Origin of the sequence: Williamsia muralis NBRC 105860, from assembly GCF_001598915.1 — a bacterium.
GTDB lineage: Bacteria > Actinomycetota > Actinomycetes > Mycobacteriales > Mycobacteriaceae > Williamsia > Williamsia muralis.
Map to the genome: position 1 here is coordinate 964,781 of NZ_BDAP01000002.1, position 25,476 is coordinate 990,256.

General features: G+C 64.8%; 26 protein-coding genes. 18 read left to right on the forward strand and 8 right to left on the reverse strand.

All coding sequences use genetic code 11. The features are described 5' to 3' along the window. Positions 1-29: 29 nt before the first annotated feature. From WIMU1_RS11195 to WIMU1_RS11235, 9 genes are all read left to right on the forward strand, one after another. Positions 30-497 (forward strand): DUF3180 domain-containing protein, encoded by a 468-nt coding sequence (locus WIMU1_RS11195; RefSeq protein WP_062797622.1) that lies wholly within the window; start codon positions 30-32, stop codon positions 495-497. Between the two features lie 113 nt (positions 498-610). Then, positions 611-1,774: a DUF6779 domain-containing protein gene (locus tag WIMU1_RS11200; RefSeq protein WP_084248161.1), complete on the forward strand. Its 1,164-nt coding sequence runs from the start codon at positions 611-613 to the stop codon at positions 1,772-1,774. A gap of 170 nt (positions 1,775-1,944) precedes the next feature. Continuing rightward, positions 1,945-2,898: a Rossmann-like and DUF2520 domain-containing protein gene (locus WIMU1_RS11205; protein ID WP_245968915.1), complete on the forward strand. Its 954-nt coding sequence runs from the start codon at positions 1,945-1,947 to the stop codon at positions 2,896-2,898. Beyond that, a complete protein-coding gene (gene panC, locus WIMU1_RS11210) occupies positions 2,895-3,812 on the forward strand; it encodes a pantoate--beta-alanine ligase (protein WP_062797147.1) in 918 nt (305 codons plus the stop codon). The genes WIMU1_RS11205 and panC overlap by 4 nt, the downstream gene beginning before the upstream one ends. Next, positions 3,809-4,240 (forward strand): aspartate 1-decarboxylase, encoded by a 432-nt coding sequence (panD, locus tag WIMU1_RS11215; RefSeq protein WP_062797149.1) that lies wholly within the window; start codon positions 3,809-3,811, stop codon positions 4,238-4,240. Before panC ends, panD begins: the two co-directional genes overlap by 4 nt. Position 4,241: 1 nt before the next feature. Continuing rightward, positions 4,242-5,066 carry a type III pantothenate kinase gene (locus WIMU1_RS11220; protein WP_062797151.1) on the forward strand — a complete coding sequence of 275 codons (825 nt, stop codon included), beginning with the start codon at positions 4,242-4,244 and terminating at the stop codon, positions 5,064-5,066. Between the two features lie 167 nt (positions 5,067-5,233). Beyond that, positions 5,234-5,674, forward strand: a complete 441-nt coding sequence (locus WIMU1_RS11225; RefSeq protein ID WP_062797153.1) for a rhodanese-like domain-containing protein — start codon at positions 5,234-5,236, stop codon at positions 5,672-5,674. Between the two features lie 29 nt (positions 5,675-5,703). Continuing rightward, positions 5,704-7,275: a lysine--tRNA ligase gene (gene lysS / locus WIMU1_RS11230; RefSeq protein WP_084248163.1), complete on the forward strand. Its 1,572-nt coding sequence runs from the start codon at positions 5,704-5,706 to the stop codon at positions 7,273-7,275. Positions 7,276-7,424: 149 nt separating this feature from the next. Continuing rightward, positions 7,425-7,757 carry a histone-like nucleoid-structuring protein Lsr2 gene (locus tag WIMU1_RS11235; RefSeq protein WP_023961146.1) on the forward strand — a complete coding sequence of 111 codons (333 nt, stop codon included), beginning with the start codon at positions 7,425-7,427 and terminating at the stop codon, positions 7,755-7,757. A 256-nt stretch (positions 7,758-8,013) separates the two neighbouring features. Here the strand turns inward: WIMU1_RS11235 and WIMU1_RS11240 are convergent, their stop codons facing one another. Beyond that, entirely contained in the window at positions 8,014-9,618 is a 1,605-nt protein-coding gene (locus tag WIMU1_RS11240; protein ID WP_281275229.1) for a FadD3 family acyl-CoA ligase, read from the reverse strand. A 131-nt stretch (positions 9,619-9,749) separates the two neighbouring features. Here WIMU1_RS11240 and WIMU1_RS11245 point away from each other — a divergent pair, with 131 nt between their 5' ends. From WIMU1_RS11245 to WIMU1_RS11270, 6 genes are all read left to right on the forward strand, one after another. Beyond that, on the forward strand, positions 9,750-11,003 hold the full coding sequence (locus WIMU1_RS11245; protein WP_062797154.1) for an acyl-CoA dehydrogenase family protein: 1,254 nt from the start codon (positions 9,750-9,752) through the stop codon (positions 11,001-11,003). Further along, a complete protein-coding gene (locus WIMU1_RS11250) occupies positions 11,000-11,812 on the forward strand; it encodes an SDR family oxidoreductase (RefSeq protein ID WP_023961152.1) in 813 nt (270 codons plus the stop codon). Before WIMU1_RS11245 ends, WIMU1_RS11250 begins: the two co-directional genes overlap by 4 nt. A 45-nt stretch (positions 11,813-11,857) precedes the next feature. Continuing rightward, positions 11,858-13,012: an acetyl-CoA C-acetyltransferase gene (locus tag WIMU1_RS11255; protein WP_030172582.1), complete on the forward strand. Its 1,155-nt coding sequence runs from the start codon at positions 11,858-11,860 to the stop codon at positions 13,010-13,012. Between the two features lie 137 nt (positions 13,013-13,149). Further along, entirely contained in the window at positions 13,150-14,658 is a 1,509-nt protein-coding gene (locus tag WIMU1_RS11260) for an aldehyde dehydrogenase family protein (protein ID WP_062797156.1), read from the forward strand. Between the two features lie 94 nt (positions 14,659-14,752). After that, complete coding sequence (locus WIMU1_RS11265) at positions 14,753-15,385, forward strand: TetR/AcrR family transcriptional regulator (protein ID WP_062797625.1); 633 nt, start codon at positions 14,753-14,755, stop codon at positions 15,383-15,385. Between the two features lie 18 nt (positions 15,386-15,403). Beyond that, entirely contained in the window at positions 15,404-16,384 is a 981-nt protein-coding gene (locus tag WIMU1_RS11270; RefSeq protein ID WP_062797158.1) for a DUF389 domain-containing protein, read from the forward strand. Here the strand turns inward: WIMU1_RS11270 and WIMU1_RS11275 are convergent. From WIMU1_RS11275 to echA20, 5 genes are all read right to left on the reverse strand, one after another. Next, positions 16,356-17,711: an HNH endonuclease signature motif containing protein gene (locus WIMU1_RS11275; protein WP_062797160.1), complete on the reverse strand. Its 1,356-nt coding sequence runs from the start codon at positions 17,709-17,711 to the stop codon at positions 16,356-16,358. The two genes, WIMU1_RS11270 and WIMU1_RS11275, sit on opposite strands and share 29 nt — an antisense overlap. 139 nt (positions 17,712-17,850) lie before the next feature. Continuing rightward, complete coding sequence (locus WIMU1_RS11280; RefSeq protein ID WP_062797161.1) at positions 17,851-18,945, reverse strand: NAD(P)H-dependent flavin oxidoreductase; 1,095 nt, start codon at positions 18,943-18,945, stop codon at positions 17,851-17,853. Then, positions 18,942-19,730 (reverse strand): CoA-transferase, encoded by a 789-nt coding sequence (locus WIMU1_RS11285; protein WP_245968916.1) that lies wholly within the window; start codon positions 19,728-19,730, stop codon positions 18,942-18,944. The genes WIMU1_RS11280 and WIMU1_RS11285 overlap by 4 nt, the downstream gene beginning before the upstream one ends. Beyond that, positions 19,727-20,617 carry a CoA transferase subunit A gene (locus tag WIMU1_RS11290; RefSeq protein WP_062797165.1) on the reverse strand — a complete coding sequence of 297 codons (891 nt, stop codon included), beginning with the start codon at positions 20,615-20,617 and terminating at the stop codon, positions 19,727-19,729. Before WIMU1_RS11290 ends, WIMU1_RS11285 begins: the two co-directional genes overlap by 4 nt. Before the next feature lie 5 nt (positions 20,618-20,622). After that, positions 20,623-21,396, reverse strand: a complete 774-nt coding sequence (gene echA20 / locus WIMU1_RS11295; protein ID WP_062797167.1) for a (7aS)-7a-methyl-1,5-dioxo-2,3,5,6,7,7a-hexahydro-1H-indene-carboxyl-CoA hydrolase — start codon at positions 21,394-21,396, stop codon at positions 20,623-20,625. Between the two features lie 91 nt (positions 21,397-21,487). Between echA20 and WIMU1_RS11300 the strand changes: the two genes are divergently transcribed. Genes WIMU1_RS11300 through WIMU1_RS11310 form a run of 3 tightly spaced genes read left to right on the forward strand, consistent with a single transcriptional unit; the run spans position 21,488 to position 23,606 of the window. Further along, entirely contained in the window at positions 21,488-22,258 is a 771-nt protein-coding gene (locus WIMU1_RS11300; RefSeq protein ID WP_062797169.1) for an SDR family oxidoreductase, read from the forward strand. 51 nt (positions 22,259-22,309) lie between these two features. Further along, positions 22,310-23,230: an SDR family oxidoreductase gene (locus WIMU1_RS11305; protein ID WP_062797170.1), complete on the forward strand. Its 921-nt coding sequence runs from the start codon at positions 22,310-22,312 to the stop codon at positions 23,228-23,230. A 16-nt stretch (positions 23,231-23,246) separates the two neighbouring features. Continuing rightward, on the forward strand, positions 23,247-23,606 hold the full coding sequence (locus WIMU1_RS11310) for a nuclear transport factor 2 family protein (protein ID WP_062797172.1): 360 nt from the start codon (positions 23,247-23,249) through the stop codon (positions 23,604-23,606). Between the two features lie 81 nt (positions 23,607-23,687). On the opposite strand, the gene WIMU1_RS11315 is transcribed toward WIMU1_RS11310, so the two are convergent. Together WIMU1_RS11315 and WIMU1_RS11320 are read right to left on the reverse strand one after the other, a co-directional pair. Continuing rightward, positions 23,688-24,341: a GNAT family N-acetyltransferase gene (locus WIMU1_RS11315; protein WP_062797173.1), complete on the reverse strand. Its 654-nt coding sequence runs from the start codon at positions 24,339-24,341 to the stop codon at positions 23,688-23,690. A gap of 32 nt (positions 24,342-24,373) precedes the next feature. Further along, entirely contained in the window at positions 24,374-25,453 is a 1,080-nt protein-coding gene (locus WIMU1_RS11320) for a metallophosphoesterase (protein ID WP_062797175.1), read from the reverse strand. Positions 25,454-25,476: the final 23 nt, after the last annotated feature.

A 25,476-nucleotide genomic window follows, 5' to 3' on the forward strand; every position in this document is an offset into this window, starting at 1 on the left:
GCAAGTCCGATCCCGGCAGCGACAACGCGATGGGCCCGACCCGTGTCCGGGATCTCGCCATGCTCGCGGTTGTGGTGGCGGTTGTGGTGTTCCTGGTGGTCCGGGTCAGCTACGGATCGCTGCCGCCGCTGCCCCTGTTGGCCGGCATCGTGCTGTATGTGCTTGCCGCACTTGAGGTTGTGATCGCTTTTGTGGTGCGTGCCCGGGTGAATGACCGGGAAATCGGCTCGCACAGCGGCCAATTGCATCCGATCACGGCGGCGCGCGTGCTGGCGCTGGCCAAGGCGTCGGCCATTCTCGGTGCTCTCGCCGTCGGCGTGTGGACCGGAACGCTGGCGTATCTACTCACCCGGCAAGACGATCTCGCGGCGGCAGATCATGATCGCCCGGGCACGATCGTCGGCCTGATCGGTGGCGTGCTGCTTGTCGGTGCGGCACTCTGGCTCGAATACTGCTGCCGCACGCCGGACGATCCCTCAGACGACCTGGCCACCTGAGTAGCCGCACATCTCTCGCGAGATGTGCGGATCTCTCGACAAACACAATCGATAACTGGACTTGCCGCACCAGATGGCAAACGCGACACAGTCGGGCAGGTAAGTTTGCCACCATGACCACCTCTGCCGGCCGATCGGCTGATGCCAGAAGAGCCCGCCGTGGTCCTGGTCAGTGGTTGCTCGGTGTGCTGCTGTTGTTTGCGCTCGGCTCCAGCATCTTCATGATCTTCACCTCGGAGATGAGCATTGCCGCCTCGCTGGCCGTCATCACCGCGTTGTGGGCCGCTGTCATCGGCGCAATCCTGGTGACGAAGTATCGCCGGCAGGCCGATTCCGCGGACGCCAAGGCCCGTGACCTCCGACTGGTTTACGAACTGCAACTCGAGCGTGAGATCTCCGCTCGCCGTCAGTACGAACTGGGCGTCGAGACACAGGTTCGCAAGGAGATCGGCGAGCAGTCGGGTGAGGAACTGTCCGCGCTCAAGGCGGAACTGCAGTCCTTGCGGTCGAGCCTGGAGCAGCTGCTCGGGGAGCTCCCGGACGAACGGATCGCCCTGGTCCGTGAGCGTCTGCCGGAACTGGAGAACCGCGCGAACCGCCATGAGGGGTCGGGCAATCCGTACGCCCCGGCCGGCTTCTCCGATCAGCATTTCCCGCCGGCGCCACTGGTCCCGGATGACGGAACCGTGGCCGAACGTGATTTTGCGTCCACGGCTCCCCCGGCTGATCGCCGGCGCGACGACAACCCGAACGAGAGCACCCAGGTCATCCCGGTGGTGTCCGACGAGGATCCGGTGCCCGTGGAGCCTGCCGAAACACCGGCAGACGACGCGACCGACGCCGGTGAGCAGGATGCGGTGACGTCGGACCACCCCGACGACACCACCAATGCGCAGACACCGTCCGGCCGCCATGCGGGTAGCCGGCGTCGCGCCGATGACGCAGCACCGGAGGTCGTCGCGGCCGAGGACGTGGCCCGTACCGCTGAGCCGCAGGTGGCCGGCGCGCACGAAAAGCGTGCTGAGGAGGCGGACGGAACGTCCGAGGCGCAGGTCGAGTCGTCGGCTCCCGGGCCGTTCGTGGACGAAACCCCCACCGACGAGTGGGAGGTGGCTGTCCCCGCAGAAGGCGGCATCCCCAACGCGCTGCTGGCCGATGACGACGAGCAGGCTGCCGACCATCCGGGCGCACATGCGTCCGGACGCTCGGTCTCGGAGTTGCTCACCCGATTCGAATCATCGGCACCTGCCGGTGGACGCCGCCGCCGTCGCAGCTGATCGCCCACGTCCGATCGGGTGAGCCCGATCACAGGCATTGGCAATATGTGTCCGCCTGGTTCTATTCTCGCTGCGAGACGTCTGGTACCCGTGCCTGACACTTCCCCAGCCGAGTTCGACTCATCGGCCAGGGGAGAAGTCAGAGGGACTGGAACGAATGGAGGACGACGGTGACCTCGACGGGGATTACCAATTGGCCCGCGCCTGCCCGCCTGACGGTGGGTATCGTGTCGGCGGGTCGAGTGGGAACCACCATCGGTCAGGCCCTCGAACGTGCCGAACACGTGGTCGGCGCCGTCGCCGCATCGTCTCCGGCCTCACGCGCACGCGCGGCACAGCGCCTCCCCGAGTCCGAGATCCGCGCCGTGGCCGACGTCGCCTCACAATGCGAGCTCCTTGTCATCGCGGTCCCGGACGACCGATTGGCGTCGGTCATCTCCGATCTGGCGGAGTCGGGATCGGTGCGGCCGGGAACCATCGTCGCCCACACTGCGGGCGCGCACGGTGTACGCGTGCTCGATCCGCTCACCGACGTCGGAGCGCTCCCGCTGGCGTTGCACCCGGCCATGACGTTCATCGGGACGGAAGAGGACACGGACCGGATCCGCAACTGCTGCTTCGGTGTCACTGCCGCAGACGAGGTGGGTCTGGCCATCGGACAATCGCTGGTACTGGAGATGGGCGCCGAACCGGTCCGCATCGACGAGAAGGACCGCACCCTCTATCACGCTGCACTGGCTCATGGCGCGAATCATCTTGTCGCGCTTGTGTGTGACGCCGTGGCAGCGCTGCGCAAGGTGGTCGACGGCCAAGACGTGCGGCCGGAACGGATCCTGGGGCCTCTGCTCACCGCGGCGCTCGACAACAGTCTGCAGATCGGCCCGAAGGCGTTGACCGGCCCGGTGGCTCGCGGCGACGCGGCGGCGGTGGCCCGGCATCTGCAGGCGCTGACGGCCGCTGATCCGGGCATCGCGGAGGGATATCGGGCGCTTGCCCGCCGCGCCGCCACGTACACCGATCCACCACCGGACCTGGTCGAGTTACTCGGGGACAACAAGTCGGGGGACGACGACTTGGGGCACGACAGCTCGGGAAATGATGACAGACGGGACGAACATCGATGACCACTGGTGACCTCACGGGCCAAAAACCTTTCACCGCCGGGCAATTGACGGTCCATCGTGATCCTGCGCTGCTGAACAAGGTCAGCCGTGCCCTGCGTTCGACGGGTAAGCGAGTGGTGCTGGTTCCCACCATGGGCGCGCTGCACGCGGGCCATCTCGAACTGGTCCGTGCCGCCAAACGCAAGGGCGACGCGGTGGTGATCGCCTCCATCTTCGTCAACCCGTTGCAGTTCGCCGCCGGCGAAGACCTCGACGCCTACCCCCGGACGTTCGATGAGGACTGCGACCTCCTGCGGGCGGCCGGCGTCGAATTGGTCTTCGCTCCGAAGGTCTCCGACATGTACCCGACGGGACCGCGCACCACCGTGCACCCGGGACCACTCGGTGGAGAGCTCGAAGGCGCCTCTCGGCCAACGCATTTCGCGGGCATGCTGACCGTGGTGCTCAAGTTGCTGAACATTGCCGCGCCGATGGAGGCCTACTTCGGGGAGAAGGATTACCAGCAGTTGGTGTTGATCCGGCAGATGGTCACCGACCTGAACCTCGACGTACAGATCGTCGGCGTTCCCACCGTGCGCGAAGCAGACGGATTGGCCATGTCGTCGCGTAATCGGTACCTCGATCCCGCTCAGCGTGAGCTGGCGACAACCCTGTCGGCAGCGCTGATCGCGGGCGCCTATGCGGCCGCCGGGGGAGAGCAGGCCATCCTCGACGCGGCCCGCGGCGTTTTCGACCTGCACTCGGACGTCTCGGTCGACTACCTCGAACTGCGCGGCCCGAACCTCGAAGAACCGCCGGCCCGCGGCGACGGCAGGCTGCTCGTCGCCGCGCGTATCGGCTCCACCCGGCTCATTGACAACGTGGGTGTCGCAATCGGCACCGGTTTCGTCGAAAGAGGAGAGAACCCAGCATGATCCGCACCATGATGACCTCGAAGATCCACCGCGCCACGGTGACCCAGGCCGATCTGCACTACGTCGGATCGGTCACGGTCGACCAGGACCTGCTCGATGCCGCCGGTCTGCTCGAGGGTGAGCAGGTGACCATCGTCGACATCAACAACGGCGCCCGGTTGGTCACCTATGCGATCTCGGGTCCCCGCGGGTCCGGGATCATCGGTATCAACGGCGCCGCAGCACATCTGGTGCACCCGGGCGACCTCGTCATCCTGATCGCCTACGGCGGACTCGATGAACGCGAGATCCTCGAGTATCAGCCCAAGGTGGTGTTCGTCGACGAATCGAACCGCATCGTCGAACAGGGTGCCGACCCGGCACACGCACCGGAAGGCTCGGATCTGCTCGATCCCCGCCACCCGGTGCTGTCGAGCACCCCCGCCTGACATGTTGCTCGCGCTGGACGTCGGCAACACGAACATCCACCTGGGTGTCTATGCCGGCATCGGGGCCAATTCGCGGCTGGTGCGGGACTGGCGGATGAGGACCGAGTCGCGTATGACCGCCGACGAGCTGGCGCTGACCATTCGTGGCCTGCTGGGGTCTGACGTGGAACAGGTCACGGCCGTTGTCGGCCTGTCGACGGTGCCGTCGCTACTGCGCGAGATGCGGGTGATGGTCGGGAAGTACTTCGGGGCCGGACCGCACGTGCTGCTCGAACCCGGTGTGCGAACCGGCGTTCCGCTGTTGGTCGACAATCCCAAAGAGGTCGGGACCGACCGCGTCGCCAATGCGCTCGCCGCCTACTCGGCCTACGGTCGCGGCTGCATCGTCGTCGATTTCGGGACCACCACCCTCGTCGACGTGGTGTCGGCGAAGGGCGAGTTCCTCGGTGGGGCGATCGCCCCGGGCATCGATCTGGCGGTCGAGGCGCTCGCCGTACGGACGGTGACGCTACGCAAGGTCGAGTTGTTGCCGCCGCGCTCTGTGGTGGGCAAGAACACCGTCGAAGCACTGCAGTCGGGCATCCTCTACGGATTCGCAGGTCAGGTGGACGGGCTCGTGTCCCGGGTGCGGCGTGAAGTGCCGGGTTTCGACGGCGACGACATTGCGGTGATCGCCACCGGCTACCTCGCCCCGCTGGTCTTCGACGAGTGTGTGACGTTGCAACACCACGAGCCCACTCTGACGCTCGACGGGTTGCGGCTGGTGTACGAGCGGCAGCGCGATGCCCGGGCAAAGGGGCGTTCGGCAGGCTCGCGTCCGGACTGAGGCCTCGTCTGCGGGTGACGGTGGTGCGATCGTGATCGCTGTGGCACAATCTCCACCGTGATCACGCGGAGCTGTCAGGAGTGTTGTCGGGGCTGAAACGCCTCTTGATGACCCCTACGCCCGTTCTTCGGCCGATTAGTTGCCGATCATTCACGAAAGCACCAGCCATGTCTGTGCTCACCGCACCCGCACCTTCTCTGTCCAGTCGGCCCACGTCGGCATACCCCGTTGCGCCGCTGTCCGTCGCGGCGCACGACGTCGATTCCCTGCTCCGCAGCGGTGCTGTGGCCATCGACATCCGTAGTCAGCAGGAACGTGATCGGGACGGAATCGTCCTCGGCGCGTTGGCAATTCCCGCCGACCAGATTCTCGACCGCCTGATCCCGGGCTCGCGGGAGACACTTCGCTGCGCTGACGCCTCCAGCCGTTGGCTTCTCATCGGGGTGGATGGCCACGACGCCGAGATGCTCACCTGGCACCTGCAGGCCGCGGGAGTGCCCGGCGCCCGGTTTGTTGCCGGTGGCCAGATGGCGCTCGCCCGTTCGGCCGACCGGCGGCCGGTCGCCGGTCACACCGAACGCGAGTGGAGCATGTTCTCCGCGCACTGATCACGCGCCGACCTGGCGACCCGTCGAATATGGCCAACCCAGGTTCGGCCGCTAGGGTCGTTGGCGTGAATGAAGCCCGTGGCCAAGGCCGGAAAAATGCAGCAGTCGACAACACCGAGGACCAGACCCCGGAGCAGTTGCGAGTTCGGCGCGAGAAGCGCGATCGCATCCTCGCCGAGGGTGGTCAGGCCTACCCCGTGTCGGTTCCGCGCACCCATTCACTGGCCGAGCTCCGCGCGAAGTACCCAGACCTCGAGCCCGACACCCAGACAGGTGAGGTCGTCGGCATCGCCGGCCGGGTGATCTTCATCCGCAACACCGGGAAGCTGTGCTTCGCAACACTGCAGGAAGGCGATGGCACGCAGCTGCAGGCCATGATCAGCTTGAACGGTGTGGGTGAGGAGTCGTTGGCCGCCTGGAAGTCCGATGTGGACCTCGGTGACTTCGTCTTCGTTCACGGCGAGGTGATCAGCTCGCGTCGCGGAGAATTGAGCGTGCTTGCCGACACGTGGCAGATGGCGAGCAAGGCGCTGCGCCCACTTCCGGTGGCGCACAAGGAGATGAACGAGGAAACGCGTGTCCGCCAGCGGTACGTCGACCTCATCGTGCGGCCCCAGGCCCGCGAGATGGCGCGAACACGCGTCGCGGTCCTGCGGGAACTGCGCGCGGCGCTGGAGCGGCGGGGATTCCTGGAGATCGAGACACCGATGCTGCAGACGCTGCACGGTGGTGCGGCCGCCAGGCCGTTTGTCACACATTCCAACGCCCTCGACATCGACCTCTACCTGCGCATCGCCCCAGAGCTGTTCCTCAAGCGGGCTGTGGTCGGCGGTATCGAGCGGGTCTTCGAGATCAACCGCAACTTCCGCAACGAGGGCGCCGACAGTACCCATTCGCCCGAGTTCGCGATGCTGGAGACGTACCAGGCGTACGGCACCTATGACGACTCGGCGACGATGACACGTGAGGTGATCCAGGAAGTGGCGATGGCCGCCCTCGGCACACTGACCCCGGAGATGGCCGACGGATCGATCAACGATCTGAGCGGGGAATGGAAGTCGGTGGAGATGTATCCCTCGCTCTCCGAGTCGCTCGGGATCGAGATCACCCCGGCCACGACGGTCGAGAAACTGCTCTCCATCAGCGCCGATGTGGGGCTCGAGATCCCGGCAGGCAAGGGCTACGGCCACGGCAAGCTCGTCGAGGAACTCTGGGAACACCAGGTGGGCGACGGGTTGTCGGGGCCGGTATTCGTCCGCGATTTCCCGGTCGAGACATCACCCCTGGTGCGTGAGCACCGCGACAAGCCGGGTGTGAGTGAAAAGTGGGATCTCTATGTCCGCGGGTTCGAATTGGCTACCGGTTATTCCGAATTGGTCGATCCGGTGATTCAGCGGGAGCGGTTCGTCGACCAGGCCCGTTTGGCTCGTGCCGGTGATGATGAGGCAATGGTGCTCGATGAAGAGTTTCTTGCGGCCATGGAGCAGGGCATGCCGCCGACGACCGGTACCGGAATGGGCATTGACCGACTTCTGATGGCTCTGACGGGTCTCGGCATTCGCGAAACCATCCTCTTTCCACTCGTCAAGCCGCAGCAATGACGTTACTGGAAAACACTTCCTCTTATTAGCGTTGACGGTTCATTCGCGCTATGCTGGCGGCCGATAGGCGGCCACCATGAATATTGTTCGTTTGCGTTGTGTGCCGGAACTGTCAAAGTTGGATCCGGGAGCCATCAGAATGGAGCATTATGGCTAAGAAGGTAACCGTCACACTCGTAGATGATGTTGATGACAGCAAGACAGCGGACGAGACCGTGGAGTTCGGCGTCGATGGCGTCACCTACGAGATCGACCTGTCCAGCAAGAACGCTGACAAGCTGCGTGACGACGTGGCGAAATGGGCTGAGCACGCTCGACGTGTGAGTGGCCGTAAGCGCGCGAAAGGGATCGCCACCAAGGCATCTGTGGATCGCGAGCAAACAGCGGCAATCCGCGACTGGGCCCGTCGTAACGGCCACCAGGTGTCATCGCGCGGGCGTATTGCCGCGGATGTCGTCGAGGCTTACAACGAGGCGCACTGACGCATTGAACTGACCACAACTGTAGTCAAAATGACGGGCGGCCCGAGGAATCGGGCCGCCCGTCATTTGTTTCTCCTGTGGTTGTCTTCGAATTGTTTTAGTGCGCATTCAGAAAAGAATCGAAAACATTCATGACCGTCGCGATCATTTGTGAACTTGTGTGACAAACCGTTGTCCCTTTTGAGTTGCGGATAGTCGAAGTGAGACAAACTGTTCATCAGCGGAACAAAGCTCGCGAAGACAGGCATGGCCGGGTTCAGTGCAGTTCGCGCTTGAGGATCTTGCCGCCGGCATTGCGCGGGAACTCATCGATGATGATGACCGAACGCGGAGTCTTGAAGTTCGCGAGTTTCTGACGGCAGTACTCGATGACCGACTTTTCGTCAACGGACGCGCCCGGTGACAACGTGAGGTAAGCGCGCCCCACTTCTCCCAATCGCTCATCAGGTACACCGACGACGGCAGCCTCGGCCACCCCGTCGATTCTGGCGAGAACTTGCTCGACTTCTGCGGGGTACACATTGAATCCGCCACTGATGTACATGTCTTTCAGGCGGTCCGTGATGGAGAGATTTCCGCGCTCGTCGATTGTTCCGATGTCGCCGGTGTGTAGCCAGCCGTCGGCATCGATCGCCTCTGCGGTGGCCTTGGGGTCGTCGAGATAGCCGCGCATGACCATCTTGCCGCGGGCCAGCACCTCGCCGTTCTCCGAGAGCTTGATCTCCATGCCCGTGAACGGGCGGCCGCACGTGTTGGCCACGGTCTGATCGTCGTCGTCGGGTGTGCAGGTGGTGACGAAGCCGCTCGCCTCGGTCAGGCCGTAGGCGGTGATGACGGTCTCGATGCCGAGGTCGCGTTGCATCCGCTCGACGAGCACCACGGGCACGATCGCGGCGCCGGTGACTGCCAGCCGCAGTGACGACAGGTCGAACTCGGGGCGTCGGGGGGCGTCGAGGATCGTCTGGAAGATGGTCGGGGCGCCGGGGAACACGGTGGCCTTGCGTTGCTCGATCAGCCGCATCGCGGCATCGGTGGAGTACACCGCCAGAGGGATCATCGTGGTGCCCATCAGGGTGCACACGAGGATTCCGGCCTTGTAGCCGAAGGTGTGGAAGTAGGGATTCACCATCAGGTAGCGGTCGTCGGTCCCCAGGTTCCCGTTGGTGGCCCATGCGCGAGCGCCGGCGACCGTCTGCTGATGCTCGGCGAGGGCTCCCTTGGACCTGCCGGTGGTCCCGGAGGTGAACAGCACGTCGGAGATGTCGGTGGGAGCGACCGCAGATGCACGTGCGTCGGCTTCGGCCCTGCCCTCGTCGGTTGCTGCACAGAGGAAGTCGTTCCAGTCGACAGCGACCGCACCCCGATGGTCATCGGCCTCGAGTCGTACGCGGATGGCCACGGCCAGGTTCGACGCAGCGGCGAGGTCACCGCCCGCCTCGGCGCACAATTGCTCGACCCGGTCGGTGCCGAGGAATTGGCCGACCACGACGATGGCCCTGGCCTTGGTGCGCTGGACGATCTCCAGCGCCTCCGCCGCGGTGTAACGGGTGTTGAGTGGGACGAGGGTGGCGCCGGCGAAATGGGCACCGAGCGCAGCGATGGGCCAGTGGAAGCTGTTCGGTGCCCAGATGGCGACCCGGTCGCCGGCCTCGATGCCCTCCGCGATCAGGCCGGCCGCGAAAGTGCGCACGGCGCCGAGGAGGTCGGACCAGGTCAGTTCGACCGTCTCGCCCCACTGGTCGTCGATGATCGCCAGACCGTCCGGCCACAATTGCGCGGCTCGGCGCAAGGCTTGCGGTGTGGTGGTGACGGCGTCGACGTCGAGCCGGTCTGGGGTGGGCTGATCTGCTGAAATGGACACGATTCCTCCCGGAGCTCACACCTGCGTGAAAGGCTAGTACCACCTGGTACAGCGCAGGTTCCGAAGCCAAAACCTAGCACTTGCTTGGGTGCGCTAACCGAGCAAGTGCTTGGTCGGTTACGCTGGTTCACATGACGGCGATCAACCTCGCTGACCGAGGCGTGGACCTGGGTGAATGGGATGGTTCGGCGGCCGATTTCGCGGCTGCCGTACGACAGTGGCTAAACGACAACCTGACCGGCGAGTTCGCGAATCTTAAGTCACGCGGCGGCCCAGGCAGCGAACACGAGTTCTACGGGCCGCGGCTCGCGTGGGACCGGCTGCTGGCCGCCTCGGGGTGGACGTGCCTCGGTTGGCCCGTGGAACACGGCGGCCGCAACGCGTCCATCGAGCAGCGCATCATCTTTCATCAGGAGTACGCCCGGGCGGGCGCGCCGGCCCGGGTCAGCCACGTGGGCGAGGAACTGCTCGGCCCGACGCTGATCGCCTTCGGGACCGAGGAACAGAAGAAACGTTTCCTGCCGGGCATCACCACGGTCGACGAGTTGTGGGCTCAGGGTTACTCCGAACCGGGCGCGGGGTCGGACCTGGCGAACATCTCCACCACCGCCACACTCGACGGCGACAAGTGGGTCATCAACGGGCAGAAGATCTGGACCTCGCTGGCACACGTCGCCCAGTGGGCATTTGTGCTGTGCCGCACCGAGCCGGGGTCCTCGCGTCACAAGGGTCTGAGTTTTCTCCTCGTGCCGCTCGATCAACCCGGCGTCACCGTCCGGCCGATCCAGCAGCTCACCGGTACCTCCGAGTTCAACGAGGTGTTCTTCGACGACGCCACCACCGAGGCCGGCCTTGTTGTCGGCGAACCCGGTGAGGGCTGGAAAGTGGCGATGGGTCTGCTCGAGTTCGAGCGGGGTGTGTCCACGCTCGGCCAGCAGGTGGGCTTCTCGCGCGAACTCGAACACATCGTGGAGATGGCAAAGGCCAACGGGTCGTCGAACAGCCCGGTGATCCGGGAGCGGATCGCCCGGGCATGGCTCGAGCTCCGGGTGATGCGTGCCCACGCACAACGCACACTGGCCGTGGTGGACACCGGCGGCGCCGGGGGAGCGGCCTCGGTGTCGAAGTTGTTGTGGGCCAACTGGCATCGTGACCTCGGCGAGCTCGCAATGGCGGTCCAGGGGGCCCCGTCGCTCATCGCACCCGATCGCACCAGCGAGGGTGAACCCAACAACATCTTCGAGCCGGACCAGGTGGAACTCGATCAGTGGCAGCGGTTGTTCCTGTTCACCCGCGCCGACACGATCTACGGCGGCTCGAATGAAGTGCAGCGCAACATCATTGCCGAGCGGGTGCTCGGATTACCTCGAGAGGCACGACCGTGACAGTTCAGCAAGGTTCCAGTCCGCTGGCGACGCCGCCGGAAGAGATCCCAGGCCACGGCCTGCTCGCCGGCCGCAAGGTCGTGGTGACGGCCGCCGCGGGCACCGGGATCGGGTTCGCCTCCGCGCGCAGGGCTCTGGCCGAAGGCGCCGATGTGCTGGTCAGCGATTGGCACGAGCGCAGGCTCGGCGAGACCGTGGACAAACTCAAGGGTGAGTTCGCCGACCAGACCGTGGCGTCCGTGGTGTGCAACGTGCAGAAGACCTCAGAGGTCAATGCCCTGATCGAGTCCGCGGCCTCCGAACTCGGCCGTATCGACGTGCTGATCAACAATGCCGGACTCGGTGGTGAGACCCCGGTTGTCGACATGGACGACGACGAGTGGGATCGCGTCATCGACATCACGCTGAACGGCACCTTCCGCGCGACCCGCGCGGCGTTGCGTTACTTCCGCGACGCACCCCACGGCGGCGTGATCGTGAACAATGCGTCGGTTCTCGGCTGGCGTGCACAGCACAGCCAATCCCATTACGCCGCAGCAAAAGCCGGGGTGATGGCACTGACCCGATGTGCGGCGATCGAAGCCGCCGAGTACGGCGTGCGAATCAACGCGGTGGCTCCCTCCATCGCCCGCCATCCCTTCCTCGCGAAGGTCACCAGCGAAGAGCTGCTCGCCGACCTCGCCTCCCGCGAGGCCTACGGGCGCGCCGCCGAGGTCTGGGAGATCGCGGCGACCATCGCGATGCTCGCCAGCGACTACACCACCTACCTCACCGGTGAAGTGGTCTCCATCTCCAGCCAGCGGGCCTGACCCACCAGATCGAACCGCCACGTTTTTTGATCGAAGGAGCACACAATGTCCAAACCTCAGGCGTACATCGTCGATGCCGTACGCACGCCGGTCGGCAAGCGCAACGGCTCACTGGCCAAGGTGCACCCTGCCGATCTCGGCGCGCACGTCATCAAGGCGACGCTCGAGCGCACCGGCATCGACCCGATGGTCGTCGACGACGTCATCTTCGGGTGCGTGGACACCATCGGGCCGCAGGCCGGCAACATCGCCCGAACCGCCTGGCTCACAGCCGGTTTGCCCCTCGACATCCCCGGCACCACCATCGACCGCCAGTGCGGGTCGTCGCAGCAGGCCATCCATTTCGCCGCGCAGGCCGTGATGAGTGGCACGCAGGACGTGGTGCTCGCGGGCGGCGTCCAGAACATGAGCGCCATCCCCATCTCGGCCGCCATGCTGGCCGGCGTCCAGTACGGATTCGAAGGCCCGTTCAAGGGATCGGTCGGCTGGGACGAGCGGTTCGGCGATGCCGAGATCTCCCAGTTCGCCGGCGCCGACATGATGGCCAAGAAGTGGGACATCAGCCGCGAAGACATGGAGCAGTGGGCTCTGCAGTCGCACCAGCGTGCGCGCCGTGCCATCGATGAGGGCCACTTCGCTGCGGAGACCGTGGCGCTCGGAGACTGTGTCGTCGACGAATGCCCCCGCGAGACATCGCTGGAGAAGATGGCCGGACTTCCGGTACTGGCCGAGGGCTCGTCGCTGACGGCTGCTGTCGCCTCCCAGATCTGCGACGGCGCATCCGCTGCCCTCGTGGTGTCCGAGGAAGCACTCAAGCAGTACAACCTCACGCCCCGCGCGCGCATCCACCACATCTCGGTGCGCGGCGACGACCCCGTGATGATGCTGTCTGCGCCCATCCCCGCGACCAAGTACGCACTGGAGAAGAGCGGCCTGAGCATCGATGACATCGACGTCATCGAGATCAACGAAGCCTTCGCGCCGGTGGTGCTCGCGTGGCTCAAGGAGACCGGCGCCGACCCGGCCCGGGTCAACCCGAACGGCGGCGGCATCGCCCTCGGACATCCCCTCGGCGCCACCGGCGCCAAGCTGTTCGCCACGTTGCTGCACGAACTCGAGCGCACCGGAGGCCGCTACGGCCTGCAAACGATGTGTGAGGGTGGCGGCACCGCCAACGTCACGATCATCGAGCGGCTGTAGTCGAGCTCGCGTACCTCCTCTTTGCCCCCGGGTCACTGGCGCCTCTGGTGTGAGTTGGCGCATACTGGTTTGCGACATACTTGGAAAATCGTTCCAACGTTTCGTGTGTAACCAAGGGCAATTTGGAGGTCCGCGTTATGACCAAACCGGCAGACGTAGCTAAAAAGCAGGTCACAGAGCAAAAATCAGCCGACACGCTGTCGCTGCAGGAGTTGCTCGAGCTGCAGCGGGCCGCGTTCCTGCGTGACGGAATCCCCGACGCGCAGACTCGCATCGACCGGATCGTTCGCCTCCAGGCCCTGTTGCTCGACAACGCCGAAGAGCTTGCCGAGGCGTTGAATGCCGACTTCGGGACTCGACCACGCGAGTTGTCGATGGCCGCCGACATCGCCGGATGCATGATCGACCTCTCTCATCAGAAGAGGCATGTCACCAAGTGGATGGAGACGTCCACGCCGGGCAAGCTGATGGCCCGGGCGGGATTCCGCCAGGAGGTCCGCCACGACCCCAAGGGTGTCGTCGGCATCATGGGCCCCTGGAACTTCCCCCTCAACCTGACCATCGTGCCGGCGGGTTCGGCATTCGCTGCGGGCAACCGAGTGCTGGTGCGTCCGTCGTCCGTCACCGCCAAGACCACCGCGGTTCTCGCCAAACACGCACCGAGGTACTTCAGCCTCGAGGAGTTTGCCGTGTTGACCAGCGCTCACGGTGGCGGTTCAGATTTTGCCAAGCTCGAGGTCGACCACATGTTCTTCACCGGCTCGCCGGATGTGGGTCGATCGGTGGCCGCGGAAGCCGGCAAGAACCTTGTGCCCGTCACGCTCGAGCTCGGTGGCAAGAACCCGGTGATCGTCGACATCGACGCCGACATCGAGCAGGCGGCCAACCGCATCGCCGATGCTCGGCTGGTCAACGGTGGTCAGGTGTGCCTGTGCCCCGACTACGTGTGGGTGCCCGAAGCGAAGCTGGGGGAGTTCACCGACAAGGTGTTGGCTCGCTGGCGCAGTAACCTTCCGTCGATCAAGAACAACCCGCAGTACACGTCGACCATCAACGAGAAGAACTTCAACCGGATCGTCGACCTCATCGACGATGCAGTGTCACTCGGCGCCACCAAGCATCAGGTGATCCCGGCAGGCGAAAGTCTTCCGGACGCCGAAACTCGGAAGATCCCGCCGACTCTGCTCACCGGAGTCAAGGCCGGGATGAAGATCGAAGAGGACGAGGTCTTCGGCCCCGTGCTCACCGTCTACCCTTACCGCGACCTCGGCGAGGTGATCGCCCACGTCACAAGTCATCCGAACCCGTTGACCATGTACTGGCACGGTGACCGCAATGAGCGATTCGCCAAGATTGCCGACGCCACCCGGTCGGGTTCGATCAACGGAAACGACTTCGCCATCAACATGTTCGGGCCAGACCTGCCGTTCGGCGGCTCCGGCCAGAGTGGCATGGGCAGCTACCACGGCAAGTATGGTTTTGACACCTTCTCCCATACCCGGGCGGTGGCGTTCTCGACGTTGAAGATCGCGGTGTCCGAGATGATGTCCGCGCCGTTCACGGCCAAGGACACCAAGAACGCCAACACTCAGTTGAAGTTGTGGAAGTTCTTCAACGCGCGGGCTCGTAAGAAGCTGGGACACTAGCTCTACCGACGGATCGCATGCCACCCGCTTCGCGCAGGTGGGACGCCTGAACAACCAAGCGCTTGCTAGGCTTGAGCTCTTGGAGGTGAGGCGGGTGGCTGCGACCCGAAAGCGGATCGAATCAGAATCAGGCCTGGCGGACAGCCGGACCAGAACGTCGCGGCGCGACGAGTTGCTGACGGTGGCGAGTTCATTGTTCGCCGAGCGCGGGCTGCGCACAACCACAGTGCGCGACATCGCCGACAGCGCGGGCATCCTCTCCGGCAGTCTGTACCACCACTTCGATTCCAAGGAATCGATGGTCGACGAGATCCTGCGTAGTTTCCTGGACTCGCTCTTCGCCACTTACCACGAGGTTGTCGCGGCGGGTATGCCTGCGCGAGAGACGCTGCGCGCGTTGGTTGTTGGCTCGTTCGAGAGCATCGACCGCGACCACTACGCCGTCGCCATCTATCAGGACGAAGCCAAGCGATTGTCCACACAGGACCGCTTCGCCTACATCCGTGACCGCAATGTCGAGTTCCGCACCCTCTGGAAAGACGTGCTCAATCGTGGTGTCGCCGACGGTAGTTTCCGGAGCGATCTCGACGTCGAGCTGGTCTACCGGTTCATGCGTGACACCGTGTGGGTTGCGGTGCGCTGGTATCGGCCCGGTGGTGAGCTGACCGCGCATCAGGTGGCCGAGCAGTACCTCAGTGTGGTGCTCGATGGGATCATTCCCCGCTGACGTGGCACTCTTGTTGCGATGCTGCACATGCGGGTGGTCACGCCGACCGAGCTCACCGAGCAGATCGTGGAGATGCTGATCCATGACTCGGCGGTCAGCAACGTTGCCGTGTTCGCCGGTTCGTCGGTCAAACCGGCGGGCGATGTGCTCGAGGTCGAAGTAGCCCGCGAGGGCGTGAACGAGATCATCGACGAACTGCGGGATCTGGGAGTGCATCGGTTCGGTTCGGTGCAGATCGCTCGAGTGCCGACCTGGATGTCGCAGAAGGCTTTCGACGCGGAACGCGTCACTCCTGGCGCGAGTTCGGACGCGGTGGTCTGGACTGAGGTCACCCAGCAGGCGTACGAGGATTCCGAGTTCAACTGGACGTTCTCGATGTTCATGTTTCTCGCGACGCTGCTGTGCGCGATTGCGATTGTGCTGAACTCGACGATTCTCCTGATCGGCGCGATGGTGCTCGGCCCCGAGTTCGGTGCGGTTGCTGCTTTGGGAGTTGCGCTGGTGCGCCGGCGGTTCGGGTTGCTGCGGCGCGCGGTGGCGACCTTGAGCGGCGGCTTTGTGATCGCGATCGTGGCCACCACAGTCTTTGCGTTGATCGCCCGCGCACTGGGGTGGATCACGGTGATCGACGTGGTGGAGGCGCGGCCGGACACCGAGTTCATCTACTCGCCTGACAAGTGGTCGTTCATAGTGGCGATGCTCGCGGGTGCCGCTGGTGTGCTGTCGCTGACGTCGGCAAGGCTTGGTGGCTTGTCGGGGGTGTTCATCTCGGTCACCACGATTCCGGCCGCCGGCAACATGGTGTTGGGTATCACGTTCGGTCTCGGCGGCACCGTGGTGGGCAGTCTGGCGCAGTTGCTGATCAACTTGGCGGGGATGGCCGTTGCGGGGTGGCTCACCTTGGCGTTGCAGCAGGCGAGTTGGCAGAGGTTGTCTGCCTACCGCGCGAGGGTGTTGAAGAACAGGTCACTCAGGCAGCCTCGACCGCCGGAGATGTGACCGTCCTCGCGGCGTCGAATCCGTGCGGCCGTGTGGTGAATGTTTGCCCGTATTGGGTTGTCCAGGTGATGGTTCCGTCGGCGTGCATACGCGCCATCCAGTAGCCGAGTGTTTTGCGTTTGTGGTCGGGGCGGCAGATGGCGCCGAGGTTTTGTTCGATGGTCCAGCCGCCTGATCGGGGGTCGGCATGGTCGAACGGGATGAGGTGGTCGATCTCGCATTCGGATGCCGGTGTGGAACATCCTGGGGTGCGGCAGGTGCCGTCGCGCGCGATGATCGCTTCACGCAATGCTTGTGATAGTTGGTAGGTGAGTGCGCCTGGGGGCGGTTCGGTGAGTCCGCCGTGTCCGTCGGGTGGCAGCAGTCCCGGTGGTGGGGCGGTGATCCCTGGCTTTCGATGTCGGCCCCGGGAGATCTGGTCGGCTTCTTTGTAGAGGCCTTGCCAGGTGGCGTCGGCGGCTAGTTCGCGTGCGAGGGCGGGGTCGATGACGCCGTATCCGTCGATGGTGGGGACCTGGCCGGTCAGGACGGCCAAGGTGGCTGCGTCGGTGTGGATTTTGACTATCGGCTTGGGTGGGGCGGGTAGGGGTTCGCGGTGCTTTTCGGGGCATTGGTCGCGTTCGCAGGTGCAGTCGAGGTGTGTGTGTCCGCGCATGACGGCGACGAAGGCGTCGGCGCGTTGTTGGTGGGGTTGGCGGCGGTCGCGGGTGCATACGGTGCCGGTGACTGCGGTGATTCGTGCGTCGAGTTCGGCGGCTTCGGCTGCGGTGATGGTCGCGGAGATGTGGGCGAGGCCGTTGAGGTCGCGGGAGGATCGGTAGTCGCGGTGCGGTTCCATCGCTTTGCGTCGTTCTGCTGCCCCGTCGGGGTCGACAGCGATGACCAAGCGGTCGAGTTCGTTGCGCAGGACTGAGCGTGAGAGTCCCTGCTGTGCAATCAGTATGGCTTCGGATTCGACGCTGGCAAGTAGCTCGTCGTCGAGACCCTGGAGTGCGGTGACAATCTCGCGTACATGAATGAATGCGATGTCGCCGGCTTCGAACGCCGCACGTGTCTGATGGAAACGGACGCGCAGTTGTAGGCCGTTGTCGATGTAGACGCCGGCCATGGTGCGTGAAACATCCAGCAGCATGGACACTTCGACGACTGGTATGCGTGCGGCTTTGTCCAGGTCGCCTGATACGGCCAGTTCTTCCTGTACTCGCAGCGCAGCCAGCTCGACCACGTCAGCGATCGTGCGAGCGAACCGTCGATTCACCTCGCGCGGCACAGCTCTCAATCCCTCGGCCAACTGTGTGACTCGAGTTCCCCCCTCGACCAACAACATACGACCATTCTAGCGACGGGGTCTGACATCACCTGAGGCGTTTCTGGCGACCCTGAAGACCGCCAAATACAAAGCCGCCGAGGGAACATGTCCCTCGGCGGCCCGCTACCCGACAGTTTTCAGGGTGATAGTGCCTTGCTCAGACTCCCGGAGTGAACTTCCCCAGACGTTCAAGATTGGTCCACGCCGACAACATGATCGACTGAACCAACTCGTCGCAGCTGGGAAGGTCGTCGATCATTCCGACCACCTGACCCGACGCCAGCACGCCGGCTTCGGTGTTGCCCTCGACGAGTCCGGCGCGCAACAACATCGGGGTGTTGCCGGCCATGATGATCTGCTGCCAGGTACGTTCGCCCGACTTGCGCATGGTGCGCCCGTCTTTGAGCATCACCGACCACTTCATGCCGGTCATCTGCTTGAACTTGTTGGCGTTCTTGGCTGCGGCCGCAAGGGCGGTGGGAGCGCTGCCTGATTCGAGTTTGTCGACCAACTCTGTCCGCAGAACCCGGTGCGGCATTCCGTCGACCTTCTTCGACACCACCGTGTCGCTGAGCCCGCGGGCCAGATACTCCTTCTTCACCGCATCCGGCACAGCGGAATCGGAGGTCAGGAGGAAGCGGGTGCCCATCGCGACACCCTCGGCGCCATACGACAGGGCGGCGACAAGTCCGCGACCGTCGAAGAAACCACCCGCTGCGACCACCGGAATACCATTCGGGCCCAGAGCATCGAGCACACTGGGGAGCAGAAGGGTCGTGGCCACGGGTCCGGTGTGTCCGCCACCTTCACCGCCTTGCACGATGACCGCGTCGGCACCCCAGGACGCCACCTTCACTGCGTGCTTGGCCGCACCGATGGACGGGATGACCACAACACCGTTGTCTTTGAGCTTGGCGATGAGATCACGCTTGGGCGCCAACGCGAACGACGCAACCTTCACCTTCTCGCGGATCAGCAGGTCGATCCGCTCGGGCGCGTCGGTGGCGTCGGCGCGGATGTTGACGCCAAAAGGCTTGTCGGTCAACGATTTGGTCTTCGCGACAGCGGTTTCGAGTTCCTCGTACGTCATCGTCGCCGATGCCAGGATGCCCAAACCGCCGGCGTTTGATGTCGCCGACGTCAACGACGGCCCCGACACCCAGCCCATCCCGGTCTGCACGATCGGGTACTTGATCCCGACCAGTTCGGTGAACCTCGTGGCAAGCCCGGGCGCAGGCGTCGGGCCGCTCACTTTGCGGCCTCCACAGGCTTGACTTCCTTCTCCCGCAGCCCCTTCGGGTCGAGGACCTCGCGGATCAGACGCAATTCCTCGTCGGACGGGGTGCGGGTGACGCCGGCCTCGGCGAGACCCGCGACCTCGAAGCCGGTGTTCTCGGCCACCTCATCGGCACTCACCCCGGGGTGCAGGCTCAACGCACGCATCGTGTGGTCGGGACCGTTGAAGTCGAAGACCCCGAGGTTGGTGACCACTCGATGGATGTTGAGGAACCGGTACGCCGGGTTGGCTGGATCGACCTTGTCGTACCCGACACCCGACACCACGTCGACAACCCCGCCGAACACTCTGGCCGAATGCTTGGCGACCCAGTAGCTCGTCGGGTGGTTGATGGTGTTCCCGGGCGCCCCGCGTACACCGAACATCTGGCGGGTGGGCTGCTGCAGTGGACCGAACGCCGACAGGTTCTGGTTGCCGTAGCGGTCGATCTGATTGGCGCCCATCACAACATGGCGACGACCCGACGCGACCACGTCGAAGACCTTGCGGAACGGCATCCAGCCCTCGATCGGGCCACTGGCACCCACAGCGGGGGTGTCGGCGAAGATCAACGCCTCGCCGTCGGTGATGAGCAGGTCGGGCTCGCTCGTCAGACGGGCCAGCCGGGCACCGATGAGCGGGGTGGTGGCCATCGGGGAGGCCATGGTCTCGCCGGCGCCGGAAAAGATCTCGGCACAGGCGATCACACAGATCTCGGCCCGGGTGACGGTCGATTCGGTGGAACTCGCGGGTGATGTCACTGTGCGGCCTTTCGTTCGGCGTTCCATGCCTCGACCTCTTTTTGGTACTGCTCTTCGTCGACGGCGAGGAATCGGTCGGAGAACTCTTGCCAACTGGCAGGGTCTTTGGCGGACTCGGCGTAGAAACGCTGGAACGCCTCGTCGCGTTTGTAGTCGCCGGCGAAGGTGAAGTGAGCGCCGTTCGGCGTGTGCACCACCCGGTCGACGTTCAGCCGGTTGAGCAGAAGTCGTTGCACGGGAACGGTTGCGACCAGCTCCTCGGTGCTCACCAGCTTGTCGGTCTCGAGGTAGCGGCGCTTCGCCGCACCGCAGTACAGGTCGTCGAAGTAGGGGTCGACGCCGGTGTAGGCGGCATTGCCGTGCTTGTCGGCGATGTCGAGATGCACAAACGCCGCATCCAGTTTCAGGGCCGGCATCGCGACAAGGGTCTCGCTGCGTCCGTCGGCGTCGGGGTACGGCGAGGTGACGGTTTCGAGTTCACCTTCCCAGAACTTCAACACGTCTGATCCGAGTCCGGCGCGGATGGGCAGGAACGGAAGGCGCGATGCGGCGGCTTCGAGTCCGCACTTCACCATTCCCTCATCCATCTCACGCACGGTGATGGCGCCGGTGGTACGGGCGTGGGCGAACCACGGGTCGTAGAACGGCGGCGAGTCGAGCGAGACGAAGCCGTAGTATGCCTTGGTCACTTTGCCTGCGGCACAGAGCAACCCGAGGTCAGGGCCACCGTAGGTGACCACGGTGAGGTCCTTGACGTTCGATCGGGCCAGGGCCCGCACGAGTGCCATCGGCTTGCGTCGCGAACCCCAGCCACCGATCCCGATGGTCATGCCGCTCTCGATCTCGCCGATGATGTCGTCGAGACTGCTGGTCTTGTCGGTTGCCACTGTGTTCAGGCCCCTTTACTCGTTGCGCTTTTGGGCTTTCCGGTCTCCACGAAGGCGTCGCGGTGTTCGTCGGCGACACCGGCGAGGTTCAGCTCGAACGTGAATCCCTGTTCCAGGCGGTAACTCGTCTTCACATCGACCGGGTCGATGCCGTTGATCGCTTCCTTCGCCGCGCGGATCACGCGGGTGTCCTTCGCGGCGATCTTGCGGGCGATCTCCAGTGCGGCTTCGTCGAGCTCGGCACGCGGCACCACCCTCTGCACCGACCCGAAGTGCTCGAGCTGTTGAGCGGTGACGTTCTGCGCCGTGAAGTACAGGGTCCGCATGGTGTGCTGCGGGACGAGGCGCGCGAGATGGGTCGCTGCTCCGAGTGCACCGCGGTCGACCTCGGGAAGTCCGAACACCGCGTCGTCCGAGGCGACGATCACGTCGGCATTGCCGACCAGGCCGATGCCGCCGCCGACGCAGAAGCCGTTGACCGCGACGATGACCGGCACCTCGCAGTCGTAGACCGCGGCGAAGGCGACCGCACATCCCCGGTTGGCGGCGATGAGGGCGTCGTATCCCTCGGTGGCCTGCATCTCCTTGATGTCGACTCCGGCGTTGAAGCCGCGACCCTCGGCCCGCAGGATCACCACATGGGTGGCGCGGTCTCGGCCCGCGGCCGTGATGGCCTCGCCGAGTTCGAACCAGGCCGCCGATGGCAAGGCGTTGACCGGGGGAAAGTCGACCGTGACCGTGACTATCCCCGGTTCGACCGTGGTGGTGGTGATGGGCATCGATGCTCCTCGCGTACCGTCGGGCTGTAGACCAACCAAGCAATTGCTTGGTACTTTAACACCGAACGAACCGAGCGAAGCGGGAGACTGAATGGACCTGGAGCTGTCCGGGCGGGTTGTGCTGGTCACCGGTGGTGTCCGGGGAGTGGGTGCAGGCATCAGCTCGGTCCTCACCGAGCTGGGTGCCACGGTGATCGCGTGCGCGAGGCGACCTGCCGACGACCCCTATTCCACCCCGTATGCCGAGTTCGTGAGCTGCGACATCCGGGACGCCGAGGCGGTGGCCGCGATGCTCGACGACATCGTCTCCCGGCACGGCGCACTCGATGCCGTGGTCAACAACGCCGGCGGGTCACCGTTCGCCCTTGCGGCCGACGCATCCCCCCGATTCCACTCGAAGATCGTCGAATTGAACCTGCTGGCCCCGTTGATCATCGCGCAGGCGGCGAACAAGGTGATGCAGGACCAACAATCGGGCGGATCGATCGTCAACGTATCCAGTCTGAGCGGACACCGCCCGTCACCGGGCACCGCGGCGTACGGCGCTGCCAAGGCCGGACTCGATTCTCTCACCGCAACATTGGCCGTGGAATGGGCTCCGCGGGTGAGGATCAACTCGGTCGTGGTGGGTGCCGTGCGGACTGAACAGGCCGATCTCTTCTACGGCGATGAAGACGGCATTGCCGCGGTGGGCCGGACGATCCCGATGGGACGTCTCGCATTGCCATCCGATGTGGGCAATGCCGCAGCGTTCCTGTTGTCGCCGCTGGCCTCGTACCTGACCGGGTCAACATTGGAAGTACACGGCGGGGGCGAGCGCCTGGCTTTCTGGGACGTGGGGTCGAACGAAGTACCTGGGTGAACCAGAGTTGCATCTGTTGAGTCGATATCGAACGGATTGAGGAGCGAATTGATGAGTGGAATCGTGGCCGGTCGAGTGGTCATCGTGACCGGTGCCGGACGGGGGATCGGTCGCGAACACGCGCTCGCCTATGCGCGCGAAGGGGCCAAGGTCGTGGTGAACGACATCGGGGCGGGGCTCGACGGGTCGACCACCGGTGAGAGCCCGGCCGAACAGGTTGTCGCAGAGATCAAGTCGTCGGGCGGCGAGGCAGTTGTCAACGGTGACGACGTGGCCGATTGGGCCGGTGCGCAGAACCTGGTGAACACGGCCATCGAAACCTTCGGGGCACTGGACATCCTGGTCAACAACGCCGGTTTCTTGCGCGACAAGATGCTGGTCTCCATGACTGAAGAAGATTGGGACAACGTCATCCGAGTGCACCTCAAAGGTCACTTCGCGATGTTGCGTCATGCCGCCGCGTACTGGCGCGCCGAGTCGAAAGCCGGCAATCCGCGGGCCGCTCGTGTGATCAACACGTCTTCGGGCGCCGGTCTGTACGGCTCTGTGGGACAGGGGAATTACGCGGCCGCAAAGGCTGCGATCGCCGAACTGACGATCCAGGCCGCCGCCGAGATGAAGGCATACGGCGTGACGGTGAACGCCATCGCGCCGTCGGCCCGCACCCGCATGACCACCAGCGCAGGTGACGCGATGGCCGCGCAGATGGCGCCCCCCGAAGACGGCTCCTTCGACACGATGGATCCGGCCAACGTGTCCCCCCTGGTGGTGTGGCTCGGCTCCGAGGAGGCCGGCAGTGTCAGCGGGCGGGTGTTCGAGGTCGAGGGCGGGACCGTCTCCGTCACCGACGGCTGGCAGCGCAGCGTCAAGCGGGACAAGGGCGCTCGATGGGATCCGGCGGAACTCGGACCGGTTGTCACCGACATCCTGGCCGAGGCACCGACACCGATGCCGGTCTACGGTGCCCGATGATCCTGGGGCAGAAGCGATGAGCTCCGACGCCGACCTGATCGCCGGCGCGAAAGCCTATGTGGACGCTCTGGCAAGCCACGACCCGTCCGCCGTACCGTTTCACCCCGACTGCGTTCGTATCGAGATGGGCGTGAAAACGGGGCGCAGCGGTGATCATCTGCGCCGCAGCCTCAGTCGAGGACCTCAGTACAAGGTCATCCACGCGATCACCGAGTTCCAGGCTCGGGTGGAAGGCCGGACCGTGCACGTCACGTTCTACGTGAATGTCCAGCCCAAACCGCTCGGCCTGCGCTCCAAGGTCATCGAGAGCTTCGAGTTCGACGAGTCCGGACAGATCAAGAAGATAGTTGCCAAGTTCGGCGTCCCGCACCGCTGATCAGCGCCTGACATGACAAAGACGCTCCACCCAGAAACTTGGGGGAGCGTCTTTGTGGTCTGACGGGTGGAACTGAGGGAACTACGAGCTGGGGGCCCGGACGACCATGGGGACGCCGGGGAAGTACGCGGCCAGCTCAGAACGTGAACGACGAAGAGCTGCCGTGCCGAATCCGCGCTTGCGGTGCTCGGGTGCGATCCAGATCCGGACATCCACCTCGCCGCCGGACAGCTCACCGAACACGATGCCCACCTTGTCGGCGCCTTCGACGGCCACGAGCCACACGGCCTCTTCTGCCTTCATGCGACTGCGGGCGGCGGCGATCTCGTCGTCGATGCCCGATGCGGGAGTGCCGCTTCCGTCGCCCGCGGCCCCGACGTCGGAGGTGCGTGCGGCGAAGAGGTCGGCATCGCTGTCATCAAACGGCCGCAGCGTCAACGTTTCTGCGGTGGCCGCGGGCCGTTCGGTCTGCGTGAACGTGAGTTTGCTGTTCAGGTCTTCGAGCTCGGCGGCGTTGGCCCGCCGTGCCGACACGGTCAGGCGGTCGAACGACATCCCCAGCACTGCTTCGGCGCCGATGGTGGGCACGGACAGGAGGTTCGCGATGGCCGAGACGGCCGCGGACCGGTCCTCGGCCTCCACGATGGCATCGAGCACTTCGTGGCGGCGTTCGAAGGCGGCCTCGAGGGCAGCGGTGATGTCACGGCGGGTGGCGGCACGGTCTGGATCAGTCATGCCCCGATCCTATTAGGGATCGGCCGGTGCGGTCAGCCGGAGTACGACTTCGTGAAGACCTGCGTGGGAGTTCCCGTGGCCAGGTCCACCGTGAACACCCGCAGATCCACACCCGAGGCCGTGATGTCCATCGTCATGAAACCGCGGTCACGGAAGTTCTCGTACAGCGCCGGATGCTCTTTGGACGAGCGGTCTTCGACCGTCTTGGCCGCCGCACCCGACACCAGCTGACGTGTTCCCTTGGAGGCGATGGTGGGGTCGAAGACCTGCAACGAATGGTCGTGACCGGACATGAAGAAGTGGAACCGTCCGGCGATCTCCTGCTCGAAGAACTCCTTGACCAGCACGCCGTTGATGGGAGGTATGGGGATCCCGTCATATCCACCGGCACTGCCGTGCGGCCCGTTGTTGATGTACGGGTGGTGGGTGCACGCGATTTTCCACGTCGCGGTCGATGCCGCGACAGCCTCGCGCAGCCACTTGCGTTGCGCCGTCATGTAGGTGCCGTTCGGTTCCCAGTAGGGCGCCAAGAACGGTGGGATATAGGCGGCGATCGGATTGAGGTCGAGGACAAAGAACTCGACGACCGGTGCCTGCTCGGGAACGGCCACCGAGTAGTAGCGTCGCGGCATGTACCAGCGGCTGGACCGCGAGTGGTACGCAACCTCCGCATCGCCGCGCAGCAGCCAGCCACCGTCACCCGGGAAGACCGCGGTGGTGTCGTGGTTGCCCAACGCCATCACCCATGGGAAGTCGAGGCCGGTGTTCGGCTTCTCGAACTTCTCCTCGAACTGTTTGTCGTCGGGTCCGTTCGGGCCCGACTCGTAGATGTTGTCGCCCAATCCGATTGCCAGTCCGAACGGATTCTGCGCGTGCAGCGCGCGAGCGGCCTTGGTGACCGCGTACTGCGGGGCTTCGCCGGTACCGGCATCGCCGGTGATCAGCACCCGCACCGACGAACCGGTCTGGGGAAAACCCGGCCGACCCGACGGGAGGCCACCGGCTCGCGCAGGTCCGGACAGGACCAGGCCTGCGCCTGCGGCGGCGGCCGATCCGGCGAGGAATGTGCGCCGGCGGATGCCGTTGTTCGGCGAGGACGGGGTGTTGGTCATCAAGGAATCCTAGGTCGGGCCGG

Bases quoted from the DNA above. Each gene is read 5' to 3' on its own strand.
- WIMU1_RS11195 (WP_062797622.1), top strand. From the start codon at position 30: ATGGGCCCGACCCGTGTCCGGGATCTCGCCATGCTCGCGGTTGTGGTG.
- WIMU1_RS11200 (WP_084248161.1), top strand. From the start codon at position 611: ATGACCACCTCTGCCGGCCGATCGGCTGATGCCAGAAGAGCCCGCCGT.
- panC (WP_062797147.1), top strand. From the start codon at position 2,895: ATGACCACTGGTGACCTCACGGGCCAAAAACCTTTCACCGCCGGGCAA.
- panD (WP_062797149.1), top strand. From the start codon at position 3,809: ATGATCCGCACCATGATGACCTCGAAGATCCACCGCGCCACGGTGACC.
- WIMU1_RS11220 (WP_062797151.1), top strand. From the start codon at position 4,242: ATGTTGCTCGCGCTGGACGTCGGCAACACGAACATCCACCTGGGTGTC.
- WIMU1_RS11225 (WP_062797153.1), top strand. From the start codon at position 5,234: ATGTCTGTGCTCACCGCACCCGCACCTTCTCTGTCCAGTCGGCCCACG.
- lysS (WP_084248163.1), top strand. From the start codon at position 5,704: ATGGCCAACCCAGGTTCGGCCGCTAGGGTCGTTGGCGTGAATGAAGCC.
- WIMU1_RS11235 (WP_023961146.1), top strand. From the start codon at position 7,425: ATGGCTAAGAAGGTAACCGTCACACTCGTAGATGATGTTGATGACAGC.
- WIMU1_RS11245 (WP_062797154.1), top strand. From the start codon at position 9,750: ATGACGGCGATCAACCTCGCTGACCGAGGCGTGGACCTGGGTGAATGG.
- WIMU1_RS11255 (WP_030172582.1), top strand. From the start codon at position 11,858: ATGTCCAAACCTCAGGCGTACATCGTCGATGCCGTACGCACGCCGGTC.
- WIMU1_RS11260 (WP_062797156.1), top strand. From the start codon at position 13,150: ATGACCAAACCGGCAGACGTAGCTAAAAAGCAGGTCACAGAGCAAAAA.
- WIMU1_RS11270 (WP_062797158.1), top strand. From the start codon at position 15,404: ATGCTGCACATGCGGGTGGTCACGCCGACCGAGCTCACCGAGCAGATC.
- WIMU1_RS11275 (WP_062797160.1), bottom strand. From the start codon at position 17,711: ATGTTGTTGGTCGAGGGGGGAACTCGAGTCACACAGTTGGCCGAGGGA.
- echA20 (WP_062797167.1), bottom strand. From the start codon at position 21,396: ATGCCCATCACCACCACCACGGTCGAACCGGGGATAGTCACGGTCACG.
- WIMU1_RS11300 (WP_062797169.1), top strand. From the start codon at position 21,488: ATGGACCTGGAGCTGTCCGGGCGGGTTGTGCTGGTCACCGGTGGTGTC.
- WIMU1_RS11305 (WP_062797170.1), top strand. From the start codon at position 22,310: ATGAGTGGAATCGTGGCCGGTCGAGTGGTCATCGTGACCGGTGCCGGA.
- WIMU1_RS11310 (WP_062797172.1), top strand. From the start codon at position 23,247: ATGAGCTCCGACGCCGACCTGATCGCCGGCGCGAAAGCCTATGTGGAC.
- WIMU1_RS11315 (WP_062797173.1), bottom strand. From the start codon at position 24,341: ATGACTGATCCAGACCGTGCCGCCACCCGCCGTGACATCACCGCTGCC.
- WIMU1_RS11320 (WP_062797175.1), bottom strand. From the start codon at position 25,453: ATGACCAACACCCCGTCCTCGCCGAACAACGGCATCCGCCGGCGCACA.